The organism is Microlunatus soli (assembly GCF_900105385.1).
Taxonomy (GTDB): domain Bacteria; phylum Actinomycetota; class Actinomycetes; order Propionibacteriales; family Propionibacteriaceae; genus Microlunatus; species Microlunatus soli.
Genome location: NZ_LT629772.1, coordinates 5,955,098 through 5,977,144, shown reverse-complemented (window position 1 = coordinate 5,977,144; position 22,047 = coordinate 5,955,098). Strand labels below are relative to the sequence as shown.

The window sequence follows — 22,047 nt, the reverse complement described above, 5'->3', positions numbered from 1 at the left end:
ATTTCCCTCTACTTCTTAACTCGGTCTCGTCGGCTCAGTCGTTTTCAGCGCCAGCATTGGCCAAGGCGTCGACGCCACCCACGATCTCGCTGATCTCCTGGGTGATGCCTGCCTGCCGGACCTGGTTGGCTTCCTGGGTCAGCTTCTGGATCAGGTCTTCGGCGTTGTCGGTCGCCGACTTCATCGCCCGCTGCCGGGCGGCCAGCTCCGAGGCCGCGCCCTGCAGCAGGCAGAAGTGGATCCGGCTGGCGACGTACAGCGGGAGCAGTTCTTCCAGCACCCGCTCGCCGCTGGGCTCGAAGTCGTACAACGGAAGCAGTTCGTCGGTCGACGGCGGTGCCTCGCCCTCGATGACCTCCAGCGGCGCCAACCGGATGACCTCGACCCGCTGGGTGATCATCGACACGAACCGGGTGTAGACGATGTGGATCTCGTCCACGCCGCCCTGATCGGTCGGGGTGTTGAACGCCTCCAGCATCCCGTCGGCAATCGCCTTGGCATCGGCGTAGGTCGGACCGTCGGAGTAGCCGCTCCACTCCCCGGCGACCGGCCGGTTGCGGAAGTGGTAGAACGCCGCGGCCTTGCGACCGGACAGGAACGGAACGACCTCCAGGCCCTTGCCGGCCAACAACTCGCGCAGCTGCTCGCCCTCCCGGATCACCGTCGAGGAGTAGGCACCGGCCTGACCGCGGTCGGAGGTGATCAACAGCACCGCCGCCCGGGTCGGCCGTTCGGCCTCGGTCAGCAACGGATGATCGACATTGGAGAAGGTCGCCAGCGCCGACACCGCACGGGTCAACTCGGCCTGGTACGGCGCCGCCGCCTTGGCCCGCTGCTGGGCCTTGACGATCCGGGACGCCGCGATCAGCTCCATCGCCCGGGTGATCTTCTTGATGTTGCTGGCAGAAGCCCGACGGGCTCGCAGCTCACGCAGGGATGCTGGCATCAGGCCCTCACCCGTCCTCTCCTCCGCTGGGGATCAGCATGCACGAACGTCATCGGGACTGCTTGACGATCTGTTCCTGCTCGACCTCGTCGGCATCCAGCGGGGCGTGCTGCTCGTTGCCCGCGCTCAGGAAGTTGCCGTCCGAGGTCTTGAAGCCCTTCTTGAACTCCGCAACGGCCGCCCGGATCGCCTCACCGGTGGAGTCGTCGAACTTCTTGGACTCCCGGATCCCGGCCAGCACGCCGGACTCGCCGTGCCGCAGGCTCTCCAGGAACTCCCGCTCGAAGCGCAGCACGTCGTTGGTCGGGACGTCGTCGAACTGCCCGTCCAGGCCGGCCCAGATGCTGACCGTCTGCTCCTCGAAGGGATACGGGTCGAACTGCGGCTGCTTGAGCAGCTCCATCAGTCGGGCACCACGGTCCAGCTGCCGGCGGGTGGTGGCGTCCAGGTCGGAGGCGAACATCGCGAACGCCTGCATGTCGCGGTACCGCGCCAGCTCGGTCTTCAGCGGGGACGCGGCGGTCTTCATCGCCTTCGTCTGCGCCGATCCACCGACCCGGGACACCGAGATGCCGACGTCGATCGCCGGACGCTGATTGGCGTTGAACAGATCGGACTGCAGGAAGATCTGGCCGTCGGTGATCGAGATGACGTTGGTCGGGATGTAGGCCGAGACGTCGTTGGCCTTGGTCTCGATGATCGGCAGCCCGGTCATCGACCCGCCGCCGAGCTCGTCGGACAGCTTGGCGCAACGCTCCAGCAGCCGGGAGTGCAAGTAGAAGACGTCACCGGGGTACGCCTCGCGGCCCGGCGGGCGACGCAGCAGCAGCGACATCGCGCGGTAGGCCTCGGCCTGCTTGGACAGGTCGTCGAAGACGATCAGGACGTGCTTGCCCTGGTACATCCAGTGCTGACCGATGGCCGAGCCGGTGTAGGGGGCGATGTACTTGTAGCCGGCCGGATCGGAGGCCGGTGCGGACACGATGGTCGTGTACTCCAGCGCGCCGTTCTCCTCCAGCTGCGAACGCACCGAGGCGACGGTCGAGGCCTTCTGACCGACCGCGACGTAGATGCAGCGGACCTGCTGCTCCGGGTCGCCGGTGGCCCAGTTGTCCTTCTGGTTGATGATCGTGTCGACCGCGATCGCGGTCTTGCCGGTCTTGCGGTCGCCGATGATCAACTGTCGCTGACCACGGCCGATCGGGATCATGCCGTCGATGGCCTTGATGCCGGTCTGCATCGGCTGCCGGACCTCCTGCCGGTCCATCACGCCGGCGGCCTGGATCTCCAGGTCACGACGACCGTCGACCCCCTGGATGTCACCCAGACCGTCGATCGGACGGCCGAGCGCGTCGACGACGCGGCCGAGGTAACCGTCACCGACATCGACCGACAGGATGTCGCCGGTGCTCTTGACCGTCGACCCTTCCTCGATGCCCTCGGAGTCGCCCATCACGACGACGCCGATCTCGCGGGTGTCCAGGTTCTGCGCGATGCCGATGGTGCCGTTCTCGAACTGCAGCAGTTCGTTGGCCATCGCGGACGGCAGACCCTCAACGCGCGCGATGCCGTCACCGGAGCTGACCACGGTGCCGACCTCTTCGCGGCTGGAGGTCTCCGGGGTGTAATTCCGGACGTAGTCGTCCAGGGCTTCCCGGATCTCCTCCGGGCGAATCGTGAGTTCTGCCATCGCCTTCGTTCCTGATCTGATGAGTCTCTGGTGTGTTGTTCTTCGTTCAACCGTACGTGCCGGACATCCGGCCCGTCGGGCTAGCCGAACTGGCGCCGGACCTGGTCCAACCGCCCGGCGACGGTGCCCTCGATGACCTCGTCACCGAGTTCGACCCGGATCCCGCCGATCAGCTGGGGATCGACGATCTCCTGGATCGCGACGTCCCGGCCGACCTGCCCGGCCAGGGCTGCCTGCAGCCGCTGTCGCTGCTCCAACTCCAGCGGACGGGCCACCCGTACGGTCGCGATCACCCGGTTCCGCAGTGCAGCCGCGCCCTCGACGTAGCCGTTCAACGTCCGAGAGAAGTTGCGATCCCGCGCTGCCACCGCTCGCTTGGCCAGCTGCACGGTCTGGGCGGTCGCCTTGCCGCCCAGCAGGCTGTCGACCAGGCTCTGCCGCCGGTCGACCGTGCTGGACCGATCGGTGATCGCCGCCCGCAGGGCCGGATCACCCTCGACGACCCGGCCGAACCGGAAGAGCTGATCCTCGACCTCGTCCAGCGCGTTGTTGCCTTCGGCGACCTTGAGGACTGCCCGGACGGCCTGTCGTTCCAGCCCGTCGGTGAGGGCACGATGACCGAGCCGCTTGCCGACCGCCTCGGCCACCAGGCCGACGGTCGCTTCGCTGACCTTGCCCTGCAGCAAGCCGTTGGCCAACGCCTGCCGGCGTTCGGTCGGCGTGCTCGGATCGGTCAGCGCCCGGCGCAGGGCCGGGGTGGCGTCCAGCAGATCGACCACGCTGAACAATTCGTCGGCCAGGCCGTCGCTGACCTGGATCCGGTCCAGGGCGGCGTCCAGCTCGGCGACTGCGGCTTCGGACTCGATGCTCACTTGACGTCTGCTCCTTGCGGTGCTGAGTCGGAGGACTCCAGATCGGCGATGAACCGGTCGACGGTACGCCGAGCCCGTTCGTCGTCGTCCAGCGACTCACCGACGATCCGACCGGCCAACGAGGTGGCCAGGCCACCCAGCTCACCGCGCATCTGACCGACGATCTGACTCCGCTCGGCTTCCAACTGCGAATGCGCTGCGGCGACGATCCGGTCTGCCTCGGCCTGTGCCCGCTCGCGCATCTCGGCGACGATCTGGGCGCCCTCGGTCTTGGCCTGCTCCTTGATCTGGTTGGCCTCGCCACGAGCATCGGCGAGCTGGGCCTGGTAGGACTCCAGCGCCGCCTGAGCCTCGGCCTGCGCCTGCTCGGCCTTCTTGATGCCGCCCTCGATCGCGGCGGCACGGTCGGCGTAGGTCTTCTCGAAGCGGGGCACAACGACCTTGGCGATGATGTACGTCAAGATGCACATGAACACCGCGGCCGCGATGATCTCGGCGGCCGAGCCCGGGATGATCGGGTTCTCGGTCGCCAGGGGTGCCAGGTAGTTGATCATGAAGAAAGCCTTACTGGCCGGCGAAGACGAAGGCCAGGGCGATGCCGATCATCGCCAGCGCCTCGGTCAGTGCCATACCGATCCATGCGGTGCCCATCATGGCGCCACGAGCTTCCGGCTGCCGGGCCGTGCCCTGGATGACAGCGGCGAAGATCAGGCCCACGCCGATGCCCGGGCCGATTGCCCCCAGGCCGTAGCCGATGATGGCGATGTTGCCATTGAGTTCCATTGGGGTCATTACAGCTCTTTCCTTTCCCGGTCAGGGTTTCTGCTGGCCACCAGAGCCAGAAGTGTTGGGTTGTCGATCGGTCGGACTGCGGTCGCGGTCCGACGATCAGTGATCGTCAGCAAGGGCTGATCCGATGTACTGGGCGCTGAGCACCGTGATGATGTAGGCCTGGATCGCAGCGACGAAGGTCTCCAGCGCGAACACCGCCAGGGAGAAGATCAGCGCAGCGCCACCGGCGAGCTTGTTGATGAACGGCTCGGTCTGGAACAGCAGGTATTCACCGCCACCGGCGAAGACCAGCACCAGCAGGTGGCCGGCGAACATGTTGGCGAACAACCGCAGGCTGAGCGTCACCGGCCGGATGATGATGTTGGACAGGAACTCGATCGGGATCACCAGGAACCACAGTGCCTTCGGCACCCCGGACGGCAGCACCGAGTGCTTGAGGTAGCCGAACGCTCCGTGCTTGCGGATGCCGACCGCGTTGTAGATCAGCCAGGTCATCACGGCCAGCGTGTAGGCCCAGCCGACGTGAGACACGGTCGGGAACAGCGTGAACGGGATGACCTCCCAGATGTTGTTGATCACCACGAAGGTGATCAGTGCCATCAGGTAGGGCAGGTACTTCTTGAAGTCGTGGCCGATCTGGTCACGGGCGATGCCATCGCGGACGAAGGAGTACGCGGTCTCGCCCAGGTACTGCCGCTTGGACGGCACCAGCTGGTGGTTGCTGGACATCGCCAACCAGAACACCAGCGCCAGCACGAACGACACGGTGCCGAGCAACAGGGCTCGGGTGAACCACGGGATCGCCTCGAAGAACGGCGGGGTGTGGAAGTTCTCGACACCGACGTGGAATCCGGCACCCTCTTCGTGGTGGCCGGTGAACGCCTGGGAGATCCCGAGTGCGAACGAGAGCACGATCAACACGATCGCGATCACACCCAGCACCGAGGGCCCTCGCTTGGCCGCTGGCGCGGCCTGCGTGAGCGGGCTTGCCATTACCTCTCCCCTCCGGTGATGTCACCGTTGCTGTTCAACATCTCAAAGATCAGTTGGGTCTCGAAGATCGACGTGATCATCAGGATCGACCCCGCCGGGCCTCAGCGGTCCAATACGCACGATCACGGTCACGCTGCGCGATCACCTGCCGGAGTTCGGCGTCGATCACGTCGCCCCGGGAAAAGCGCCGCACGATCAGCAGCAGTGCCAGCCCGATGCCGACCACGATCCCGACCGGGATCATCCACGCCTGATGCAGGAAGTGCGCCCCGACCCAGCCGAGTCCGCCGTAGACGGCCATCCCACCGATCAGGTAGGACAGCACCGCCATTCCCTGGGAGACTCCGGCGGCCTGGGACGCCGTCCGCGGCGTCGACTCCGAGGCCGGAAGCTCACCCGTTTCGGGCGCACGCGTAGATAGCTGCTGTGTCATAGCGCACCAAACCGTATCAGTCGATTCTCAGCGCCAGCACAGCACACGAGGTGATCAACGATCATCGCGCACCCCCCGGGTGCTCGGTGTTGGTCCGGGCGGCGTCAGAGGCCGTGCCGTCGTTCTCGTCGACATCGGCGTCTCCTTCGTCCTCATCGTCGTCGTCGGGGTGCTCCGACGGCCCCTGATAGGGCTCGTCGTAGATGCCGATCCGCAACCGGGAGAAGACGATGATCTCGACCAGGATCCAGCCGGCCACCACCGCGATCGCGCCGATGAACAGGGTCTTGGTGTGCAGCCATTCCCAGGCGCCGGTCTGCTGGGAGAAGATCAGCAGGATGAGTCCGAGGATGATCACCCGACCGACGTAGCTGGCCATCGAGACCAACATCAGGGTCCGGGCGCCGGCATCGGCGAAGCGCACCATCACCAGCTGGCCGATGGCGTAGAAGAAGAGCACCATGCCCGCACCGAGCCCGGCCGAAGCAAGGCCTCGGGAGCCGTCCAGTACGGCGAAGATGATCAAGCAGACGATGGCCGCGGCCACACCGCCGGCGAGTCCACCGAGGAGAAGTTTACGCGCGCGGACGACATGGATGCTCGGCCCGGATGCGCTCCGGTGGCTCGGGCTCTCAGTCGTCATGATGGCGGCTGTCCTGTCCTGTGTGCCAGGGTGCTGTCGACCTGAAGTGACGGCACCGTTCCAGACTGGCTGACTACGCTTGTGAAAACTAGCACAAAGTCCCGTACCGACTCCAACTCAGGATGTGCTCATCCGATGTTCAGCGACGGGAGGTGGCGTCGTTCTCCACCTCGGGACGGTCGTTCAGCCGGCTGTGCCGAGGTCTGGCCGCCTTGCTCTTGCCGTTCACAGGCTTACCCAGGGTGAGGATGGACAACACGATCGCGACCACGACGATCGCCACCGCGACCTCCCAGCTGCGCAACCAGCCCAGGGCGATCACCCCGAGCGAGGCCAGTGCGGTCCAGGCGTACATCAGCAGCACCGCGCGCCGCATCCCGTGGCCGCGTTCCATCAACCGGTGATGCAGGTGCTGCTTGTCGGCCACGAACCACCACTTGCCGCGGTAGGTCCGCCGGACGAAGGCCAGCACGAAGTCCAGGATCGGTAACGCCAGTGTGGCCAGCGGCAGGATCAGCGGCAGATAGGTCGGGGCCAGCCCGCTGCCGGTGTTCTCCAACTGGGAGGAGTCCATCTGCCCGGTCAGGGTGATCGTCGAGCAGGCCAGCAGGAACCCGAGCAGCATCGCACCCGAGTCCCCCATGAACATCCGGGCCGGCTGGAAGTTGTGCGGCAGGAAGCCGATGCAGGCACCGACCACGGCGACCGTGATCAGACTGGAGGTGGTCGCGCGGACCAGATCGAGCTGCACCGTCAGCAGATAGGCGTAGATGAAGTACGCGACCGCACCGATGCAGACGATCCCGGCGGCCAACCCGTCCAGTCCGTCGACGTAGTTGACCGCATTGGAGCAGAGCAGCACGAAGAACACCGTGATCGCGATCTGCACACTGCTGTCCAGCGCGATGGTGTTGTTGCTCAGCGGGATGTAGAGCATCTTCACCCCGAAGGCCACCAGCAGCCCGGCCGCCAGCACCTGACCGGCCAGCTTGGCGAACGGGTTCAGCTCGAGCAGGTCGTCCAGCACCCCGACGGCGCAGATCACGGCGGCAGCGATCAGCACCGCCCGGGAGTCGGACTGCACGATCGGCTGCTGGCCCAGGAACGGCAGGTTGGTTGCGACCAGGAACGCCGCCACCACGCCGGAGAGCATCGCCACCCCGCCGAAGTACGGCATCTCCACGGTGTGCACGTCGCGCTGCCGGACCTTCGCCACTGCCCCGGTCCGCAACGCGATCCGGCGCCAGACCGCGGCGAACACGTAGGTGGTAGCCGCCGAGATGAACAGGACCAGCAGATACTCACGCATCGATCAGCCCGAGGTTCCCGGGCCCGTCGAACTCTCGGGCGGCTGCAGGGTGTGCCGGGCGCGCAGGTCGGCGACGGTGTAGGTCGGCCGTTCCGGCTCGTCGGAGGTCAGGTCCTCCAGGTCCGGCAGGTATTCGCGCAGCGTCTCCAGCGACAGGGCGCCGCGGCGCAGGATCTGGCCGGTCGGCTTGACGGTGAAGTCGATCATGGTCGAGGGCTTGCCGTCGGCGCCACCGACGGCACCGCCGTCGAGATAGACCGCGACCGCGTCCCCGAGCTGGTCGATCGCCTCGTCACAGGTCAGCGCCGCCCGATGGCCGGTCCGGTTGGCACTGCTGACCGCCATCGGCCCGGTCTGCCGCAGCAGGGCCCGGGTCAGGTCGTGATCGGGGACCCGGACGGCCACCGTGCCCGCGGTCTCCCCCAGGTCCATCCGCAGGCTGGACTTGGCCGTACAGATGATGGTCAGCGCCCCCGGCCAGAGCGCCTTCACCAGCTCTTCGGCAGCTTCCGGGACATCCTCGGTCAGCCCCTTCAGCACGCTCGGGTCGGCGATCAGTACCGGCGGCGGCATGTCCCGGCCTCGACCCTTGGCGTCCAGCAGTCGCTGCACCGCCTCGGCGCTGTAGGCGTCGGCACCGATCCCGTACACGGTGTCGGTGGGCAGCACCACGCAGTCACCGGCCTCGATGGCGCGGCGGGCGGCGGTCGCTGCCGCCGTGACAGCCGCCCGATCGGAGGGATCGGTGCAGTCAAAGCGCCGGAAGCGTGGTTCCGGGGTGGCCGACCCGTTCTGGGCAGCCTCGTCGGTGAGCTCGCCGGTCGCCGGCGGCTCGGTGGCCTGGTCGTTCATCGGCGCCAATCCTGCCACGCGCGGGACAGCTCATGTGCCACCGGCACCGGCCAACCTGGCCGTCGTGAACCGCGGCCGATCGCTGAGGTCACGATGATCGCGGATCTGGCGGTAGCCGCCGTGCCGGGCGAACAGTGCCGGAACGGCCTCGGACTGCACCTCGGCATGTTCACAGGCCACCCAGCCGTCCGGCCGGAGCAGCCGGGCCGCAACCCGGGTCAGCACGGCGATCGCATCCAGCCCGTCGTCACCGGAGAACAGGGCCAGCTCCGGATCGTGATCACGGGCCTCGACCTGCACCGACTCCCACGCCAGCAACGGCACGTACGGCGGGTTGCAGACCACCACGTCGACAGTCCCGTCCAGGTCGGTGAACGCCTCGGCCATGTCACCGACCCGCAACTCCACCCCGGTGCCGGCAAGATTCTTGGCCGCCCAGTGCGCAGCCTGCTCGCTCAGCTCGACAGCGTGGATGTCCGCCCCGGGCAGTTCGTCGGCCAGCGCTCGGGCGATCGCACCCGAACCGGTACAGAGATCGACGACCACGGGGGTCCGGTCGGGGACCTCGCGCAGCCGGTCAATCACCCAGCCGGTCATCACCTCGGTCTCCGGCCGCGGGACGAAGACCCCCGGCCCGACCTCCAGCTGCACATGCCGGAAGTAGGCGACGCCGGTGATGTGCTGCAGCGGTTCCCGTGCGACCCGTCGCGCCACCAGGGTGGCGAAGTCGTCCGCCTGCTCCGCCGACAGGTCGTCGGCGATCATCAGCTCGGTCCGCGATCGACCGGTGGCGGCCTGCAGCAGGGCCCAGGCATCGGCGTCCACACTCTCGATCCCTGCCTCCTGCAGCCGGGACCGGGCGTCGGCGAGCAACGGGCGGACCGCCAACCGTGATTCCATGATCATCAGCGTAGTGAGTCGGTGCGACCCGAGGAGAATCTCGCGAACGAGATCGCGATTCTCATCAGCCCTGGAGCCCGTCAGGCTGCAGGAGTGAGCAGGCCGGTGATGATCGTGTCCACGGTCCGCTGCGCGGAGGACCAGACCAATTCCGGCGGCTGCGATCGCAACGGCCCCTTCAGCGCCAACAGCGCAAACCCGTGGACCGCCGACCAACACGGCCACTCCGCCCCCGCTCTCGCCTCGGCGGCCAGCTCGCCGGAGGCGACGAGGCGGTCCAACGCGTCGACGAGCCAGCGCAGCGGCGCCGGCCCGTCGTCGGTCGCGGCGGCCGGCAGGCCGTCGATCTCGGCGAAGGCGACCTCGAACCATCCCGGCTCCTTGAGCGCGAAGCCGATGTATCCGAGGCCGACCGCGCTCAGTTGCGCGCGGGCGGCGCCCGCCCGATCGACCGGAGCGGGCGGCAACTGGTCCCCCATCCGCTCGACCATGCCCTGCTGGATCCGGATCGCGACCGCGGCCAACAGGCTGTCCCGGTCGGCGAAATGCCGGTAGGCAGCGTTCGGCGACACCCCGACCCGCCGGGTGACATCGCGCAGCACGAGCGCGCCCGGCCCACCCGTCCGGGTCAGTTCCAGCCCTGCTTCCAACAGTGCCTCCCGCAGGCTGCCGTGGTGGTAGCTCTGCCGCGGTGGCGCGGATTCGGTCGGCATCGCTCTCCTGGCTCTCGTTCGTCCCGATCCGGTCTTGACAGCACCAGATCCATGTGTACGGTGTGAACATAACATGTGGACACCGTTCACATTGATATCCAGATCACACCCACCACTCCGGGGAGACAACGATGCCCGAGACGATTTCCGCTCCCGATGCAACCGCGAAGTCGCTACCTCCCGTCGTCGACAACGACGCCTGGCGCACCGAACTGGACGCACTCCGGGCCCGGGAGAAGGCGGCCACCCGGGAACTGGACGCGATCGCCGCGCAGCGCCGGCGACTGCCGATGGTCCAGTTGCCCGACTACACGCTGACCGGCGTGGACGGTCCGATCAGCCTGGTCGACATCTTCGACGGCCGATCGCAGTTGATCACCTACCACCACATGTGGTCGCCGGGCGCCGAGTGGCAGTGCGGCGGCTGCACGGGCTTCACGTCCCAGTTCACCCGACTGGATTTCCTGAACGCCTACGACGCCCGCTTTGTGGTCGTCACGCAGGGAGAGATCGGCGAAGCCCTTGCCTACAAGGAGAAGGTCGGCAACCGGATGGACTGGTACTCCACCGCCGACAGCCCGTTCGGGGCCGACGTCGACGCCCCGCCCGGCGGCGGATTCGGGGTCAACGTCTTCCTCCGCGACGGGGACACGGTCTACCGCACCTGGCACACGGCAGGCCGCGGCACCGAGCAACTCAGCCACACCTTTCCGCTGATCGACCTGCTTCCCTGGGGCCGACAGGAATCCTGGCAGGAGTCCCCCGACGGCTGGCCGCAGTCGCCGCCGTACTCCGGGTGGCTGGACTCCCCTGACATCGCCCGGCTGTACGGCTCGACCGCCTGACCATCGCTCGAAATCGACCCTGGAAGTGATCATGAACACCGAGAGTTTCAGCCGCAGCCGGCACATCGCCGCCAGCGCCGACCAGATCTTCGCCCTGCTCAGCAACCCCGCTCGACACCGCGAGACCGAGCCGGACGACTGGGTCCGGGACGCGATCGACACCGAACCGATCACCGAGGTCGGCCAGATCTTCGGGATGAACATGTATGCCGAGGGCGCCGGCGGCGCCTACGTCATCCATAACCGGGTGACCGTCCTCGAACCGGGCCGCAGCATCGGATGGGAGCCCGGGCAGTACAACGACGCCGGCGAACTGGAGTGCGGCGGCTGGCGGTGGCGCTATGACGTCGCCGACGCCGCCGACGGTGGTGCCGAAGTCACCCTGCACTACGACTGGAGCCGAGTGCCGGAGCCGGTGCGCGAGTACTTCGGCGGAATGCCGATCTTCGGGCCCGAATTCCTCGACAAGTCGCTGGAAACTCTTGATCGGACGATCAGCGGAGTTCAGGAAGGCGTCGCCGCTCGATAGCCGAGCGATTCATCTGCATCCGCCAACCGCCCCGATGCGGCACGATGTCCGGCGTCGTGTCATGTCCTGGTGCTAACGTCTCACCCACCACAGCGGCTCGGGGGAAGACCAAAGGCGGTGTGTGGGATGAACAATGAGGTCCCGGACGAGGCTGCGCGCCCCGGCGATGATCAACCTGCGATGGCCGATATGGGAACGGCCGGAAAACCACCGCGACGAAAACGCAATATCGCGATCTGGTTGTTCGGTGCCCTCGGCGGCATCCTGTGGGGCTATGACACCGGCGTGATCGGCGGCGCCATGCTCTTCATCGACAAGGACATGGACCTCACCCCGTTGGTCGAGGGCATGGTGGTCAGCGGACTGCTGCTCGGCGCCATGGTCGGTGCACTCTCCTCCGGTCGACTCTCCGATCGGCTCGGCCGCAAGAAGTTGATCATGGCCGGCGGCATCGTCTTCGTGATCGGTACCCTCGGCGCCGCTTTGGCCCCGAACCCGCCGCTGTTGATCCTGTTCCGACTGATCATCGGCGTCGGGGTCGGGATCGTGTCGGTCGTCGTTCCGATGTATCTCAGCGAGCTGGCGCCCAAACACATCCGGGGCGGACTGTCCTCGCTGATGCAGTTGATGGTCACCACCGGCATCTTCGTCGCCTACCTGGTGGACTTCGCGTTCGCCGGTTCCGGTGCCTGGCGCTGGATGATCGGCCTCGGGGTGGTGCCGGCGGTGATCCTGTTCATCGGGATCAGCACCCAACCGGAAAGTCCGCGATGGTTGGTTGCGGCCCATCGCGGGGAGAAACAGGCCTTGCAGACGTTGCTGCAGCTGCGCGGCAATTACACCGAGGCCGAACGCGAGATGAACGAGATCAAGGCGAGTGTCGCCGAGGAGGAACGAGAGACCGAACCACTCAAGCTGTCCGATCTCTTCACTCCCCGGCTGCGGATCCTGTTCACCATCGGCGTGCTCCTGGTGTTCTTCCAGAATTTCGGCGGCATCAACACGATCATCTACTACGCGCCGACATTGCTCACCAACATCGGATTCACGCCGTCCCAGTCGATCATCGGTAATGCAGCCATCGGCCTGCTCAACATGCTGATGACCCTTCCCGCGATGCGACTGATCGACAAGGTCGGACGCAAACCGTTGTTGATCGTCGGTGCGTCCGGGATGTGCTTCGGGATGCTCTTCCTCGGCGTCACGACGCTGGCCGGGCTGACCGATGATCGGGGACCGTTGGCCATGGTGATCACTCTGGCCGGAATCGCGATCTACATCGCCAGCTTTGCGATCTCCTGGGGCCCGGTCCAGTGGGTTGTGCTGCCCGAGCTGTTCCCGCTGCGGATCCGAGCGGGTGCGATGGGTCTGTGCACGACGTTGAACTGGCTGTTCAACCTCGCCGTCGCCCTGGCCTTCCCGAGCCTGCTGAGCATCTTCGGCGCCGCGCCGAATTTCTTCTTCTTCGCCTGCACCACCTTCCTGGCGCTGATGTTCGCCTGGCGACTGCTGCCGGAGACGAAGGGCCGGAGCCTGGAGGAGATCGAACACGACCTGGTCGGTTCGCGTGCTCCGTCCCCGGCCGTGTGAGGGTGACCCGGATGTGATCGCAGTCCGGATCAGCCGACGGTGAGCGTCCGCAGTTTCGGCCAGAGCGACGTCCAGGCCAGCCGCTGCCCGCTGCACAGCCAGACGCTGGTGCCGTCCTGTCCTCCGTCGACAACGACCGTGATCGAGGAGAAGTAGGGCCGCAGCTGGTCCGGATCCGAGCCGACCAACAGCACCTGATCCGCCGACGCCGGCGGCGGATCGCTGTAGCCGTAGCCACGGTTGCCGCTGTAGGCCGGCGGGAGGCCGTACCGCGGGCCGTAGTTGTCAAGATAGGCGGCATAGATGTAGGACTGCCCCATCACGACGGTCCGTGACCGGTCGGCCGCCGGGATCTGCTGGTAGCCGGTGGCGGCGTTGCGGGCGATCTGATCACCGGGTCTCGACGAGCCCATCGAGGTGCCGAGGATCAGCATGCCGATCGCTGCCGCAACCGACACCGCGTACGCCGGCCAGATCAGCCAACCACGGCGGGGCGGCAGCCCGTCCCGTTCGCGGGCCTCGCGACGGCGTTGCAGTCCGAGAGCGCCGGCGGCGATCACCGGACCGTACAAGCCGTTGAGGTAGTACGGCCTGCCCTGGGTGATCACGAAGAACACGTAGAGCGCCAGGAAGCTGACGGCCAGGAAGCGGTACGTCCGCAACTCGCGATCGCCGAAGAACCGCCACAAGCCGTAGATCAACAAAACCATGCCGGCGACGCCGGCCATCCCGATCAAGCTGATCGCGATGCCCGGCCGGCCGCCGTAGAGCAGCGATTCCGAGGCGGCGATCGGGCCCATCCGCAGCTGCGGCCAGCCGTTGCGGCCCTGCCAGATCAGTGTCGGCAACGCGATCACACCGGCGATCCCGACCCCGGCCCAGAACAGCGGTCTGCGCAGCAGCTCCCGCGGACCCGTGATCAATACCGACAACAGCAGCACCGCGCAGAGCAGCAGCACCTGGAACTTCGTCTCGGCCGCGATACCGGCGACAACGCCGAGCAGTAGCAGAAGTCGATCATCACGCACCCGGACCCAGCGCAGCAGCAGCCAGAGCAGCAGCAGCCACTGCACCGGTTCGACGGTATACGGAGTCAACCAACGCCCGGCCATCGTGACCCACAACGCCGTCGCCTGAGCTCCGGCGGTCAGCAGCTGCGCTCGGCGGTCGGCGCCCAGCTCGCGGGCGATCAGCCCGGCGACCGCGACCGCACCGGCGGTGGCCAGCACCGCGGGGATCCGCAGCACCGGGAGCGATCCCGGGACGAGGTGATCCATCGCCGCCGCCAACAACGGCGTCACCGGCGGCTGGTCGGCAAAGCCCCAGTCCAGATGATGCCGGCCGAGGCTGAGCATGTAGGCCTCGTCGAAGTACGGGCCACCCCGCAGGCCGGCGACCCATTGGACGACGGCGACAACGGCTGCCAGTGGCAGCACGAAGCGCGCAGCGAAGCGCGGAACGGTCACTCGGGCTTGGTCAGCTGTGGTCACCGAACCATCGAATCAACGATCCGGTCAGCCGTGACACGTCCGAACGGCGGACCCGTACCCTTCGAAAGTCGGTGCCTCACCCGTCCTGTGGTGTCAGCCTGTTCACCCGCCCTCCGATCAGCCACTCGGCGACGATGATCCTGCCGTCGCGGGCGGCCGCGACGCCGTGCGGGGAGTTGAAGCGACCGGAGTCCAACGGCGGCCGCACGGTCAGGCCGTCGGCGGAGATCGCATTGGGCCAGCCGGGGCGCGAGACCGCGTCGTCGTCGGCGCCGATGTAGCCGACCAGCTGATCATCGACGTCCAGCACGGCCAACCGCGCCTCCAGCTCCGCGATGATCAGATTCTCCCCCGAGACGGCGAACGCCGACGGTCGGCGCAGCAGCTCTTCACCGCAGATCCGCCGGAAGCCACCGTCCAGGTCGAAGACCTGCAGGCGTTGGTTCTCCCGGTCGGCGACATACAGCTCCGGCTCGTCCCGGCGGCGGTCGATGATCAAACCGTGCGGGCAGTCGAATTCCTCGGGCAGGGTCTTCAGATACGTCCCGTCCGGCCCGTAGAGGTGCACCAGACTGGCGCCGTACCCGTCGCCGACCCAGACATTGCCCCTGCCGCCCTCGCCGGTCGCATCGGCCACCACTGAGGTCGGAGCGAATCGTCCGGTCCGGTAAGCCGGATGATCGGGCAGCGGCAGTTCGAGAACCAGCTGACCGGTCAGGTCGAACTTCGCCACCCGACCATGATCATTCGGAGTGAAGGCGCTGTACGTCCCCGGCGAATCGGTCACCATCTTGGTGCCCGGATCGGCGATCCAGATGTGTTCGGCAGCACCGTCACGGGAGAGCGAGATGCAGTGACCCTCGGTCAGCCCGGTGGTCCAACTGTCCAGCCGGTGGCCGTCGGCGTCGAAGATCACCACCTCGTCCCCCGACGGCGCGAAGGTCACCACCCGGCCGTCCGCCGTCACCGCGACGCCGTGGTGGGCCCAACCGTCCGCCATCGCCGGATCTCCGGAGAACTCGAACCATTGGTAGTCCGACGCCGGCTTGCTGATCGACCCGGTCACGCACTCGCCCCCTGTGCCGCCTGGATCATCCCGTGCGGATCGAGGACGAACTTCTTGGCGGCGCCTTGATCGAAGTCGGCGTAGCCACGAGGTGCGTCGTCGAGCGGGATCGGGGTGGCGTCGACGTTCTTCGCGATCTGCACCCGATCATGCAGGATGGCCATCATCAGCTGATGGTTGTACTGCATCACCGGACACTGCCCGGTGTAGAAGGCGTGCGACTTCGCCCAGCCGAGACCGAGTCGCAGCGACAGCGATCCGACCTTGGCCGCTTCTTCCTGAGCGCCCGGATCACCGGTGACGTAGAGCCCGGGAATGCCCAGCGAACCACCCGCCCGGGTGAGATCCATCAGCGAGTTCAGCACACTGGCCGGCTTTTCGACCGCCGCTCCATCGGGCCCGTGCCCACGGGCTTCGAAACCGACCGCATCGACAGCGCAGTCCACCTCCGGAACACCGAGGATCTGCTCGATCTGATCCTGCGGCTCCCCCTGGGAGACGTCGATGGTCTCGCAGCCGAAGCTCTTGGCCTTGGCCAGCCGGTCGGCGTTCAGATCACCGACGATGACCACGGCCGCTCCCAGCAGGAACGCCGAGGTGGCCGCAGCCAGGCCGACCGGTCCGGCACCGGCGATGTAGACCGTGGACCCGGTGGTCACACCGGCCATCACGCAGCCGTGGTAGCCGGTCGGGAAGATATCGGAGAGCATCGTCAGGTCGAGGATCTTCTCCATCGCCTGGTCCCGGTCGGGGAACTTCAGCAGGTTCCAGTCGGCGTACGGCACCATCACGTACTCGGCCTGGCCACCGACCCAACCGCCCATGTCGACGTAGCCGTAGGCCGACCCCGGCCGGTCGGGATTGACGTTGAGACAGATGCCGGTCTTGCCGATCTTGCAGTTGCGGCAGCGGCCGCAGGAGATGTTGAACGGCACCGAGCACAGATCGCCGACCTCGATGAATTCGACGTCCGGCCCCTTCTCGACCACCTCACCGGTGATCTCGTGGCCCAGCACCAGGCCCTCCGGCGCGGTCGTACGACCTCGGACCATGTGCTGATCACTGCCACAGATGTTGGTGGCGACGTTCTTCAAGATCACGCCGTGCGGGGTCTTCCGTCCGACGTTGGCCGGGTTCACCCCCGGACCGTCACGGAGCTCGAGCCCCGGATAGTCGATGGTGCGGACCTCGACCTTGCCCGAACCGACATAGGTCACAGCCTTGTTGCCTGTCATCAGTTCCTCCTCCGTCCACGCCGGCGACCGCCGACCCTTCGGACCCTACCGGTGACCGCGCTCAGGAGTCTGGGAGGACAGGCGGTGGTAGAGGGTCGGGCGTCGGTCGGCGAGCGCGTCGTTATGCGGGCCGATGCTCTTGTCGCGGGCAGCTTCAAGATCAAGAGTGCCGGTCAGCACGGTCGGCTCGGCCTGTTCGTCGTGGCCGGTGGCCGGGCCGGCGAGCAGGTAGCCGGTGGCGGACACGATCGCCGTACCGCCGATCCAGTCGACACCGCGTTCGGGTCCGCAGCGGTCGGCGACGACGACATACACCTTGTTCGTTCCGGCGGCGGCCTGGGCGCGGATGATCTCCAACGGTCGTTCGGTTTCCGGCCGATCCAACAGTGGCCAGTTGCACGGCGCAACGATGACGTCGGCGCCGTCCAGCGCGGCCAGCCGGGGCCACTCGGGGAGCTCGAGGTCGTAGCAGATCATCACCGCGATCCGGCCGAGTCGGGTGTCGACCGCCGCCGGCGGCTCGGACCCGGGCGTGAACCACTGCACCTCGGCACCCCACAGATGGACCTTGCGGTAGTTGTGCAACAGGTCGCCGTCCTGCACCAGCGCGGCGCTGTTGTAGAGGTGGCCGTCCTCCCCCAGCTCTGGGTAGCCGCCGATGATCACCACGCGGTGCTCGGCCGACAGCCGCCGCAGCAGGCCGACCGTCGCACCGTCGACCGGTTCGGCCGCGTCCCGTGCCTCGGCGGCATCGGCGAACGCGAATCCCGACACACACTGCTCCGGCAGCACGATCAGATCTGCGCCACGCTCGGCCGCGTGAGCCACCGCCGCCTCGACCGCGACGGTCGTCCGGCCGTCGATGTCGACGCCGATCTGACAGGCCGCAGCAACGACCGGGGGCACAGGTCAGTCGTCCTCGGTCGCGGTCGACATCACCGCTGCCGGTGCCCGGTAGCCGTTCGGGTCGATGACGACACCTGCGGACTTCGCCGCCCGGACGACAGCGGGATCCCACTCCAACCGGGTGCGACCATCGCCACCGTTGACCACCAGCAACTCGCCGGTGCCCGGCTCGGCCGATCGGCCGGCTGCGTCATCCAGCAGCGTGAAGGATCGCCAGGCGCCGGCCGGGACCGACAGCGAGTCGAGCGGTCCGAGTCGGACGGTCCGGGCGTCGTCGCCGCGGTTCACCCGCACCTCCCACTGCCCGGACTTGGCGGTCACCACCTGGGGCTTGCGATGCCGGTGGGTGAGCAGGCCCTCGCCCGGTACGGCCTTCAGCCAGGCCAGGTTGAAGCTGTGCTGCTCGTGCAGCCGTGGCACCGCGCGCCGGTCCTCACTCATGCCGTACCCGATCACCGGGCTCAGGGCAGCCCGACCACCGGATAGCTCGGAGCAGAGGAACGGGCGCTCAACCCAGACCCGGTCCGCCGGGGTGGTGACCCGGGTCCTGAACTGGTCGACGGTGAAGCTGTCCAGCCGGTCGATCTCGGCCTGCGGCATCGGCTTGATCAACGCGACGTCGTCGGGCACCACATCGCCGGCGACGGTGTCGATCAGCCTGTTGTCGGCGGTCAGGTGCAGCCCGTACGACTCGGCCTCCTTCAGCACCGACGGTCCCCAGATGATGCCGCCGGTGTCGTCCTGACCGAGGACGGTGAGCAGGATCCCGTCGTCGGCGCCGACGTTGGTGAAGCCACGGAATGCCCACGCGGGCACGGAGATCACGTCACCGTCGGTCGAGCGGTACTCGCCTTCGCTGCCGTCGACACCCCAGCGCAGTTGGTAGTCGCCGCCGAAGTTGATGAACACCTCGGCGGTGAAGTGCAGGTGCAGGCTGTTGATCGTCCCGTTCGGCATTCCGGCGGCGCCGAGCTGGAAGCCGTGCGGTTCCTCGAGATTGACGAACTGCTGGGCATTCTGCGAGACCCCGGAGCCGATGAAGGAGTAGTTGTCCTTGCGGTCCGAGCCGGGCGTCCGGCAGTCGATGAAGGCGGCCTTGCACGGCACCCAGTCCTTGCGGAGGATGGTCCGGCGCGCGAACTCCTGCGCACCCACGGTCACGTCCTGCGTGGCTTCCTCCTGGCTGGTTCCTTGGACGTTGTCCTGCATCTGATGTACCTCGGTCTGCTCGGGTGGGATCGGTAGCTGAATCAGTAGATGTTGGTGTTGGCGACCGGAACGTCGCCGCGGGTGTGATTGATCTGGGCGCGCAAGGCGACCTCGTCGTAGACCCGGATCTCGCGGACGATCCGGCCGTCCTGGATGAGGAACTGCGACACCCCGAGCACCTCGACCGGCTGCCCGGTCAGCGGCCCGAAGTCGGCTGCGCCGCTGTAGCTGCCGGTGAGTTTCCAGGTCACCGCGATCCGCAGGCCGGCATACCGCGGCGAGTCGTTGGTCTGGATGTCGCGGACCTCGAACTGCCCGGTGGGGAACGGCGCCAGCATCCGCAGCAGTTCACGCTGATAACCGTCCGGTCGGACATGACTCTGGTCACCGATGGTGTGCAGGAACAGGTCGCGGATCATGAAGTCGCCGACCTTGTTCAGCCGGCGTTGGTTCCACACCTCGTCGATGAATCGCAGCACCAGCTCGCACTCGGCACGGAAGTCGTCGGGCCGTGGTCCGCTGTCGCCCTCGGCCAGGATGTCGGGTTTGGCCGGCTGGGTCATCGATCCGGTGAACCCCAGGTACGGCATCTGCCGGGCGACCTCGTCGGGATCCTCACCGCGCTGCAGGCAACCGGCCAGGACGTCGCGGACGACCCACTCCTCCACCATCCGACCCCGCCGATACAGACAGTTGGCGATCGTCCGGCTACGCAGCTGCACCTGTCGGCCGTCCACGATCACCCGATCGGCGGAGAAGACCAGATGCGAGCTCAGGAAGGCGTCGTCGCCGCGGGCTTCCCAGACGACGTCCTCGGCCTGGCCGACCCGGGTCGGGGTGTCGGCGATCCGCATCAGGCTGCCGTGGATGACCTCGTCGCGCCCGTTGATCGTGCCCAGCGCGCCGTGCACGATCGAGTCCGGCTCGTAGTTCTCGACGATGTGCGCGATGTCCCGGCTGATCCAGATCCGGTCGGTCACCTCACGGATGAAATCGTCGGGGTCCTTGTACGGCTGGTACGCGATCGGTTGCAAGATCATCTCCACTCAGGTATCGGGATGTGCTCGCAGTGTATGCGTATGCACAACCTGGGTGCAAGCAGCTTGACCGGTTGGCACCGGACCAGATTCGTGGTGACTCAGGAGGCGGCGGGGCCGAGCGTCGAACGCCCGACATAGCTCGTCGGGAAGACGACCGACCGAGCCTCCTCGACGCCCGGATCCTCGATCCGGGAGACCAGCAGCCTGGCCGCCTCGCGGGACATCGCGTCCAGGTCGTAGGCGATAGTGCTCAGTTGCACCATCGCGAAGCCGGCGATCGGCAGGTCGTCGAATCCGACGACGGACAGATCGCTCGGGACCGTGACACCTCGCTCGGCCGCGGCATTCAGGGCGCCGATCGCGACGACGTCATTGGCGCAGATGATCAAGGTCGGCGGCTCGGGCTGATCGAGCAACTGCAGCGTGGAGCCATACCCGGCCTCCAGATCGAACGGGCCGTGTCGAACGTTACGCTCGGCGAGGACGATCCCCTGATCCAGCAGCAGTCGACGCAGGACGACCTCTCGGACCTGACCGGTGCTGGTGTCCTCCGCGCCGAACACCGCACCGACGCGGGTGTGCCCCTGGGCGACGATGTCCTTGACCAGCGCCGTCATCCCTGGTTCGGGATCGACCACGACCGAGTCTGCCGGGACATTGCGGGCGGTCCGATTGAAGTAGACGAACGGAACCCCGCGATCCCCGAGCCGGACGGGCAGGATCGAGTCGGTGGTCGTCGTCGCCAGCACGACTCCACTCAGACCGTTGGCGACGACGTGTTCGGTGACCGGCCCGGATTCGGAGGTCTCGGTGATCAGGACGAGTTCGTACCCGGCGCGGGCCAGCTCGTGGTGCATCGGGGCGATCACGTAGGTGTAGAACTGGTTGCGCAGATCGGTGACGACCAGCCCGACCCGCGTCGACCGCCCCAGCGACAATGCGCGACCGATGGCGTTCGGCGCATAGCCGAGCGCGGCCGCCGCCTCCCGAACCTGGCGCTTGGTCGCCTCCGACACCTTCGGGTCGTCGCGCAGCGCTCGGGACACGGTCGGCTGCGAAACCCCGGCAAGCCGTGCGACATCTCGACTGGTGACCATCGACACCTCCTCGGGCGGCAGCTTATCCGGGCCGATCATCGCGGCACGCCAAACCGTCTTGACGGATCAGCACGTTCTGGGTTCAATACTACGCATACGTATGCGCAATCCGAAGGAAGAGATGTTCCGAATCGCCGACCCGAAGATGATCCTGAAGGCAAGACTGTCCGCGGGTGAGACGCCGATCGGCGCGCTGGTCCGGATGCCGTCGGAGGACGTGATCGAGATGCTCGGCGTCGCCGGCTTCGCGTTCTTGATCATCGACTGCGAGCACGGGCCGGCGGATGTGGTGGCGCTGCGCCGACACATCACGGTTGCCGATCTGCACGGGATGCCTGTGCTGGTGAGGATCGGCGAGGGTGAGAACGCGCTGGCGCTGCGGGCCCTTGATCAAGGAGCGCAGGGGATCATCGCCCCGCACGTCGACGACGCCGCGGACGCCGCGGCGTTGGTCCGGGCCGTCCACTATCCGCCGTACGGGCAGCGTGGCTTCGCCACCTACCCGCGCGCCGGCCGGTTCGGCACGGTGCCGGCCGAAGATCATCGTCGGGCTGCGCGGGAAACGACCCTGGTGATCGCGATGCTGGAATCACCGACCGCCGTCGACAACACCGAAGCGATCTTGAACACCCCGGGGATCGACGGCTACCTGATCGGCGCCGCCGACCTGGCCGCCGCGTCCGGCCCTGATGATCCGCCGGTGCCCGAAGCGATCGCCGAGATCCGCCGCCGGGCCGCGCAGATCGGTTCGATCCGGACCGACCTGGTCGGTGACGCCCGGGCGGCCCGCGACGCCCGGGCGGCCGGTGCGGGGCTGATCGTCTACAACCTCACCCAGGCTCTGATGGGATTCTTCGGCGAGCTGACCGATCTTGATCACTGAGCATGCTTACTCAC

The 22,047-nt window shown here is 67.1% G+C and carries 23 protein-coding genes; 4 read left to right on the top strand and 19 right to left on the bottom strand.

What is annotated here, in order from left to right; genetic code table 11:
• Nucleotides 1-34: 34 nt before the first annotated feature.
• The 12 genes from BLU38_RS27345 to BLU38_RS27290 form a co-directional block, all read right to left on the bottom strand.
• Nucleotides 35-946, bottom strand: a complete 912-nt coding sequence (locus tag BLU38_RS27345) for a F0F1 ATP synthase subunit gamma (protein ID WP_091529613.1) — start codon at nt 944-946, stop codon at nt 35-37.
• A gap of 49 nt (nt 947-995) precedes the next feature.
• Nucleotides 996-2,636 (bottom strand): F0F1 ATP synthase subunit alpha, encoded by a 1,641-nt coding sequence (gene atpA / locus BLU38_RS27340; protein WP_091529610.1) that lies wholly within the window; start codon nt 2,634-2,636, stop codon nt 996-998.
• 80 nt (nt 2,637-2,716) lie between these two features.
• Nucleotides 2,717-3,508, bottom strand: coding sequence for a F0F1 ATP synthase subunit delta (locus BLU38_RS27335; RefSeq protein ID WP_091529607.1), 792 nt, complete (start codon nt 3,506-3,508; stop codon nt 2,717-2,719).
• Nucleotides 3,505-4,062: a F0F1 ATP synthase subunit B gene (locus tag BLU38_RS27330; protein WP_091529605.1), complete on the bottom strand. Its 558-nt coding sequence runs from the start codon at nt 4,060-4,062 to the stop codon at nt 3,505-3,507. The genes BLU38_RS27335 and BLU38_RS27330 overlap by 4 nt, the downstream gene beginning before the upstream one ends.
• A gap of 10 nt (nt 4,063-4,072) precedes the next feature.
• On the bottom strand, nt 4,073-4,300 hold the full coding sequence (gene atpE, locus BLU38_RS27325; RefSeq protein ID WP_091529602.1) for an ATP synthase F0 subunit C: 228 nt from the start codon (nt 4,298-4,300) through the stop codon (nt 4,073-4,075).
• 96 nt (nt 4,301-4,396) lie between these two features.
• Entirely contained in the window at nt 4,397-5,293 is an 897-nt protein-coding gene (gene atpB, locus BLU38_RS27320) for a F0F1 ATP synthase subunit A (protein ID WP_091529599.1), read from the bottom strand.
• 79 nt (nt 5,294-5,372) lie between these two features.
• On the bottom strand, nt 5,373-5,726 hold the full coding sequence (locus BLU38_RS27315) for a hypothetical protein (RefSeq protein ID WP_157683752.1): 354 nt from the start codon (nt 5,724-5,726) through the stop codon (nt 5,373-5,375).
• A 61-nt stretch (nt 5,727-5,787) separates the two neighbouring features.
• A complete protein-coding gene (locus BLU38_RS27310) occupies nt 5,788-6,369 on the bottom strand; it encodes a hypothetical protein (protein WP_157683751.1) in 582 nt (193 codons plus the stop codon).
• Between the two features lie 139 nt (nt 6,370-6,508).
• Complete coding sequence (locus BLU38_RS27305; protein ID WP_091529591.1) at nt 6,509-7,678, bottom strand: MraY family glycosyltransferase; 1,170 nt, start codon at nt 7,676-7,678, stop codon at nt 6,509-6,511.
• A gap of 3 nt (nt 7,679-7,681) precedes the next feature.
• Nucleotides 7,682-8,530: an L-threonylcarbamoyladenylate synthase gene (locus tag BLU38_RS27300; RefSeq protein ID WP_091529588.1), complete on the bottom strand. Its 849-nt coding sequence runs from the start codon at nt 8,528-8,530 to the stop codon at nt 7,682-7,684.
• A 30-nt stretch (nt 8,531-8,560) separates the two neighbouring features.
• On the bottom strand, nt 8,561-9,430 hold the full coding sequence (gene prmC / locus BLU38_RS27295) for a peptide chain release factor N(5)-glutamine methyltransferase (protein ID WP_091533255.1): 870 nt from the start codon (nt 9,428-9,430) through the stop codon (nt 8,561-8,563).
• Between the two features lie 80 nt (nt 9,431-9,510).
• Nucleotides 9,511-10,143: a TetR/AcrR family transcriptional regulator gene (locus BLU38_RS27290; protein ID WP_091529586.1), complete on the bottom strand. Its 633-nt coding sequence runs from the start codon at nt 10,141-10,143 to the stop codon at nt 9,511-9,513.
• 131 nt (nt 10,144-10,274) lie between these two features.
• Between BLU38_RS27290 and BLU38_RS27285 the strand changes: the two genes are divergently transcribed.
• The 3 genes from BLU38_RS27285 to BLU38_RS27275 all read left to right on the top strand — a co-directional run bounded on the left by BLU38_RS27285 (nt 10,275) and on the right by BLU38_RS27275 (nt 13,107).
• Nucleotides 10,275-10,988: a DUF899 domain-containing protein gene (locus BLU38_RS27285; RefSeq protein ID WP_091529584.1), complete on the top strand. Its 714-nt coding sequence runs from the start codon at nt 10,275-10,277 to the stop codon at nt 10,986-10,988.
• A gap of 31 nt (nt 10,989-11,019) precedes the next feature.
• Entirely contained in the window at nt 11,020-11,517 is a 498-nt protein-coding gene (locus tag BLU38_RS27280) for an SRPBCC family protein (protein WP_091529581.1), read from the top strand.
• 126 nt (nt 11,518-11,643) lie between these two features.
• Complete coding sequence (locus tag BLU38_RS27275; protein ID WP_197679891.1) at nt 11,644-13,107, top strand: sugar porter family MFS transporter; 1,464 nt, start codon at nt 11,644-11,646, stop codon at nt 13,105-13,107.
• Nucleotides 13,108-13,136: 29 nt separating this feature from the next.
• On the opposite strand, the gene BLU38_RS27270 is transcribed toward BLU38_RS27275, so the two are convergent.
• The 7 genes from BLU38_RS27270 to BLU38_RS27240 form a co-directional block, all read right to left on the bottom strand.
• Nucleotides 13,137-14,597: a glycosyltransferase family 39 protein gene (locus BLU38_RS27270; RefSeq protein ID WP_197679890.1), complete on the bottom strand. Its 1,461-nt coding sequence runs from the start codon at nt 14,595-14,597 to the stop codon at nt 13,137-13,139.
• A gap of 76 nt (nt 14,598-14,673) precedes the next feature.
• The gene (locus tag BLU38_RS27265; protein WP_197679889.1) at nt 14,674-15,663 is read right to left on the bottom strand and encodes an NHL repeat-containing protein; all 990 of its coding nucleotides are present in this window, start codon (nt 15,661-15,663) and stop codon (nt 14,674-14,676) included.
• Nucleotides 15,660-16,898, bottom strand: coding sequence for a formaldehyde dehydrogenase, glutathione-independent (gene fdhA / locus BLU38_RS27260; RefSeq protein WP_091529577.1), 1,239 nt, complete (start codon nt 16,896-16,898; stop codon nt 15,660-15,662). Before fdhA ends, BLU38_RS27265 begins: the two co-directional genes overlap by 4 nt.
• Nucleotides 16,899-16,943: 45 nt before the next feature.
• Complete coding sequence (locus BLU38_RS27255) at nt 16,944-17,804, bottom strand: nitrilase-related carbon-nitrogen hydrolase (RefSeq protein ID WP_091529575.1); 861 nt, start codon at nt 17,802-17,804, stop codon at nt 16,944-16,946.
• 3 nt (nt 17,805-17,807) lie between these two features.
• A complete protein-coding gene (locus tag BLU38_RS27250; protein ID WP_197679888.1) occupies nt 17,808-19,013 on the bottom strand; it encodes a cupin domain-containing protein in 1,206 nt (401 codons plus the stop codon).
• 41 nt (nt 19,014-19,054) lie between these two features.
• Nucleotides 19,055-20,053 carry an ester cyclase gene (locus BLU38_RS27245; protein WP_091529572.1) on the bottom strand — a complete coding sequence of 333 codons (999 nt, stop codon included), beginning with the start codon at nt 20,051-20,053 and terminating at the stop codon, nt 19,055-19,057.
• Nucleotides 20,054-20,151: 98 nt separating this feature from the next.
• Nucleotides 20,152-21,150, bottom strand: a complete 999-nt coding sequence (locus tag BLU38_RS27240; RefSeq protein WP_172836233.1) for a LacI family DNA-binding transcriptional regulator — start codon at nt 21,148-21,150, stop codon at nt 20,152-20,154.
• Nucleotides 21,151-21,250: 100 nt separating this feature from the next.
• On the opposite strand from BLU38_RS27240, the gene BLU38_RS27235 reads away from it, so the two are divergent.
• Nucleotides 21,251-22,033: an HpcH/HpaI aldolase family protein gene (locus BLU38_RS27235; protein ID WP_231920066.1), complete on the top strand. Its 783-nt coding sequence runs from the start codon at nt 21,251-21,253 to the stop codon at nt 22,031-22,033.
• The last annotated feature ends 14 nt before the right edge of the window (nt 22,034-22,047 follow it).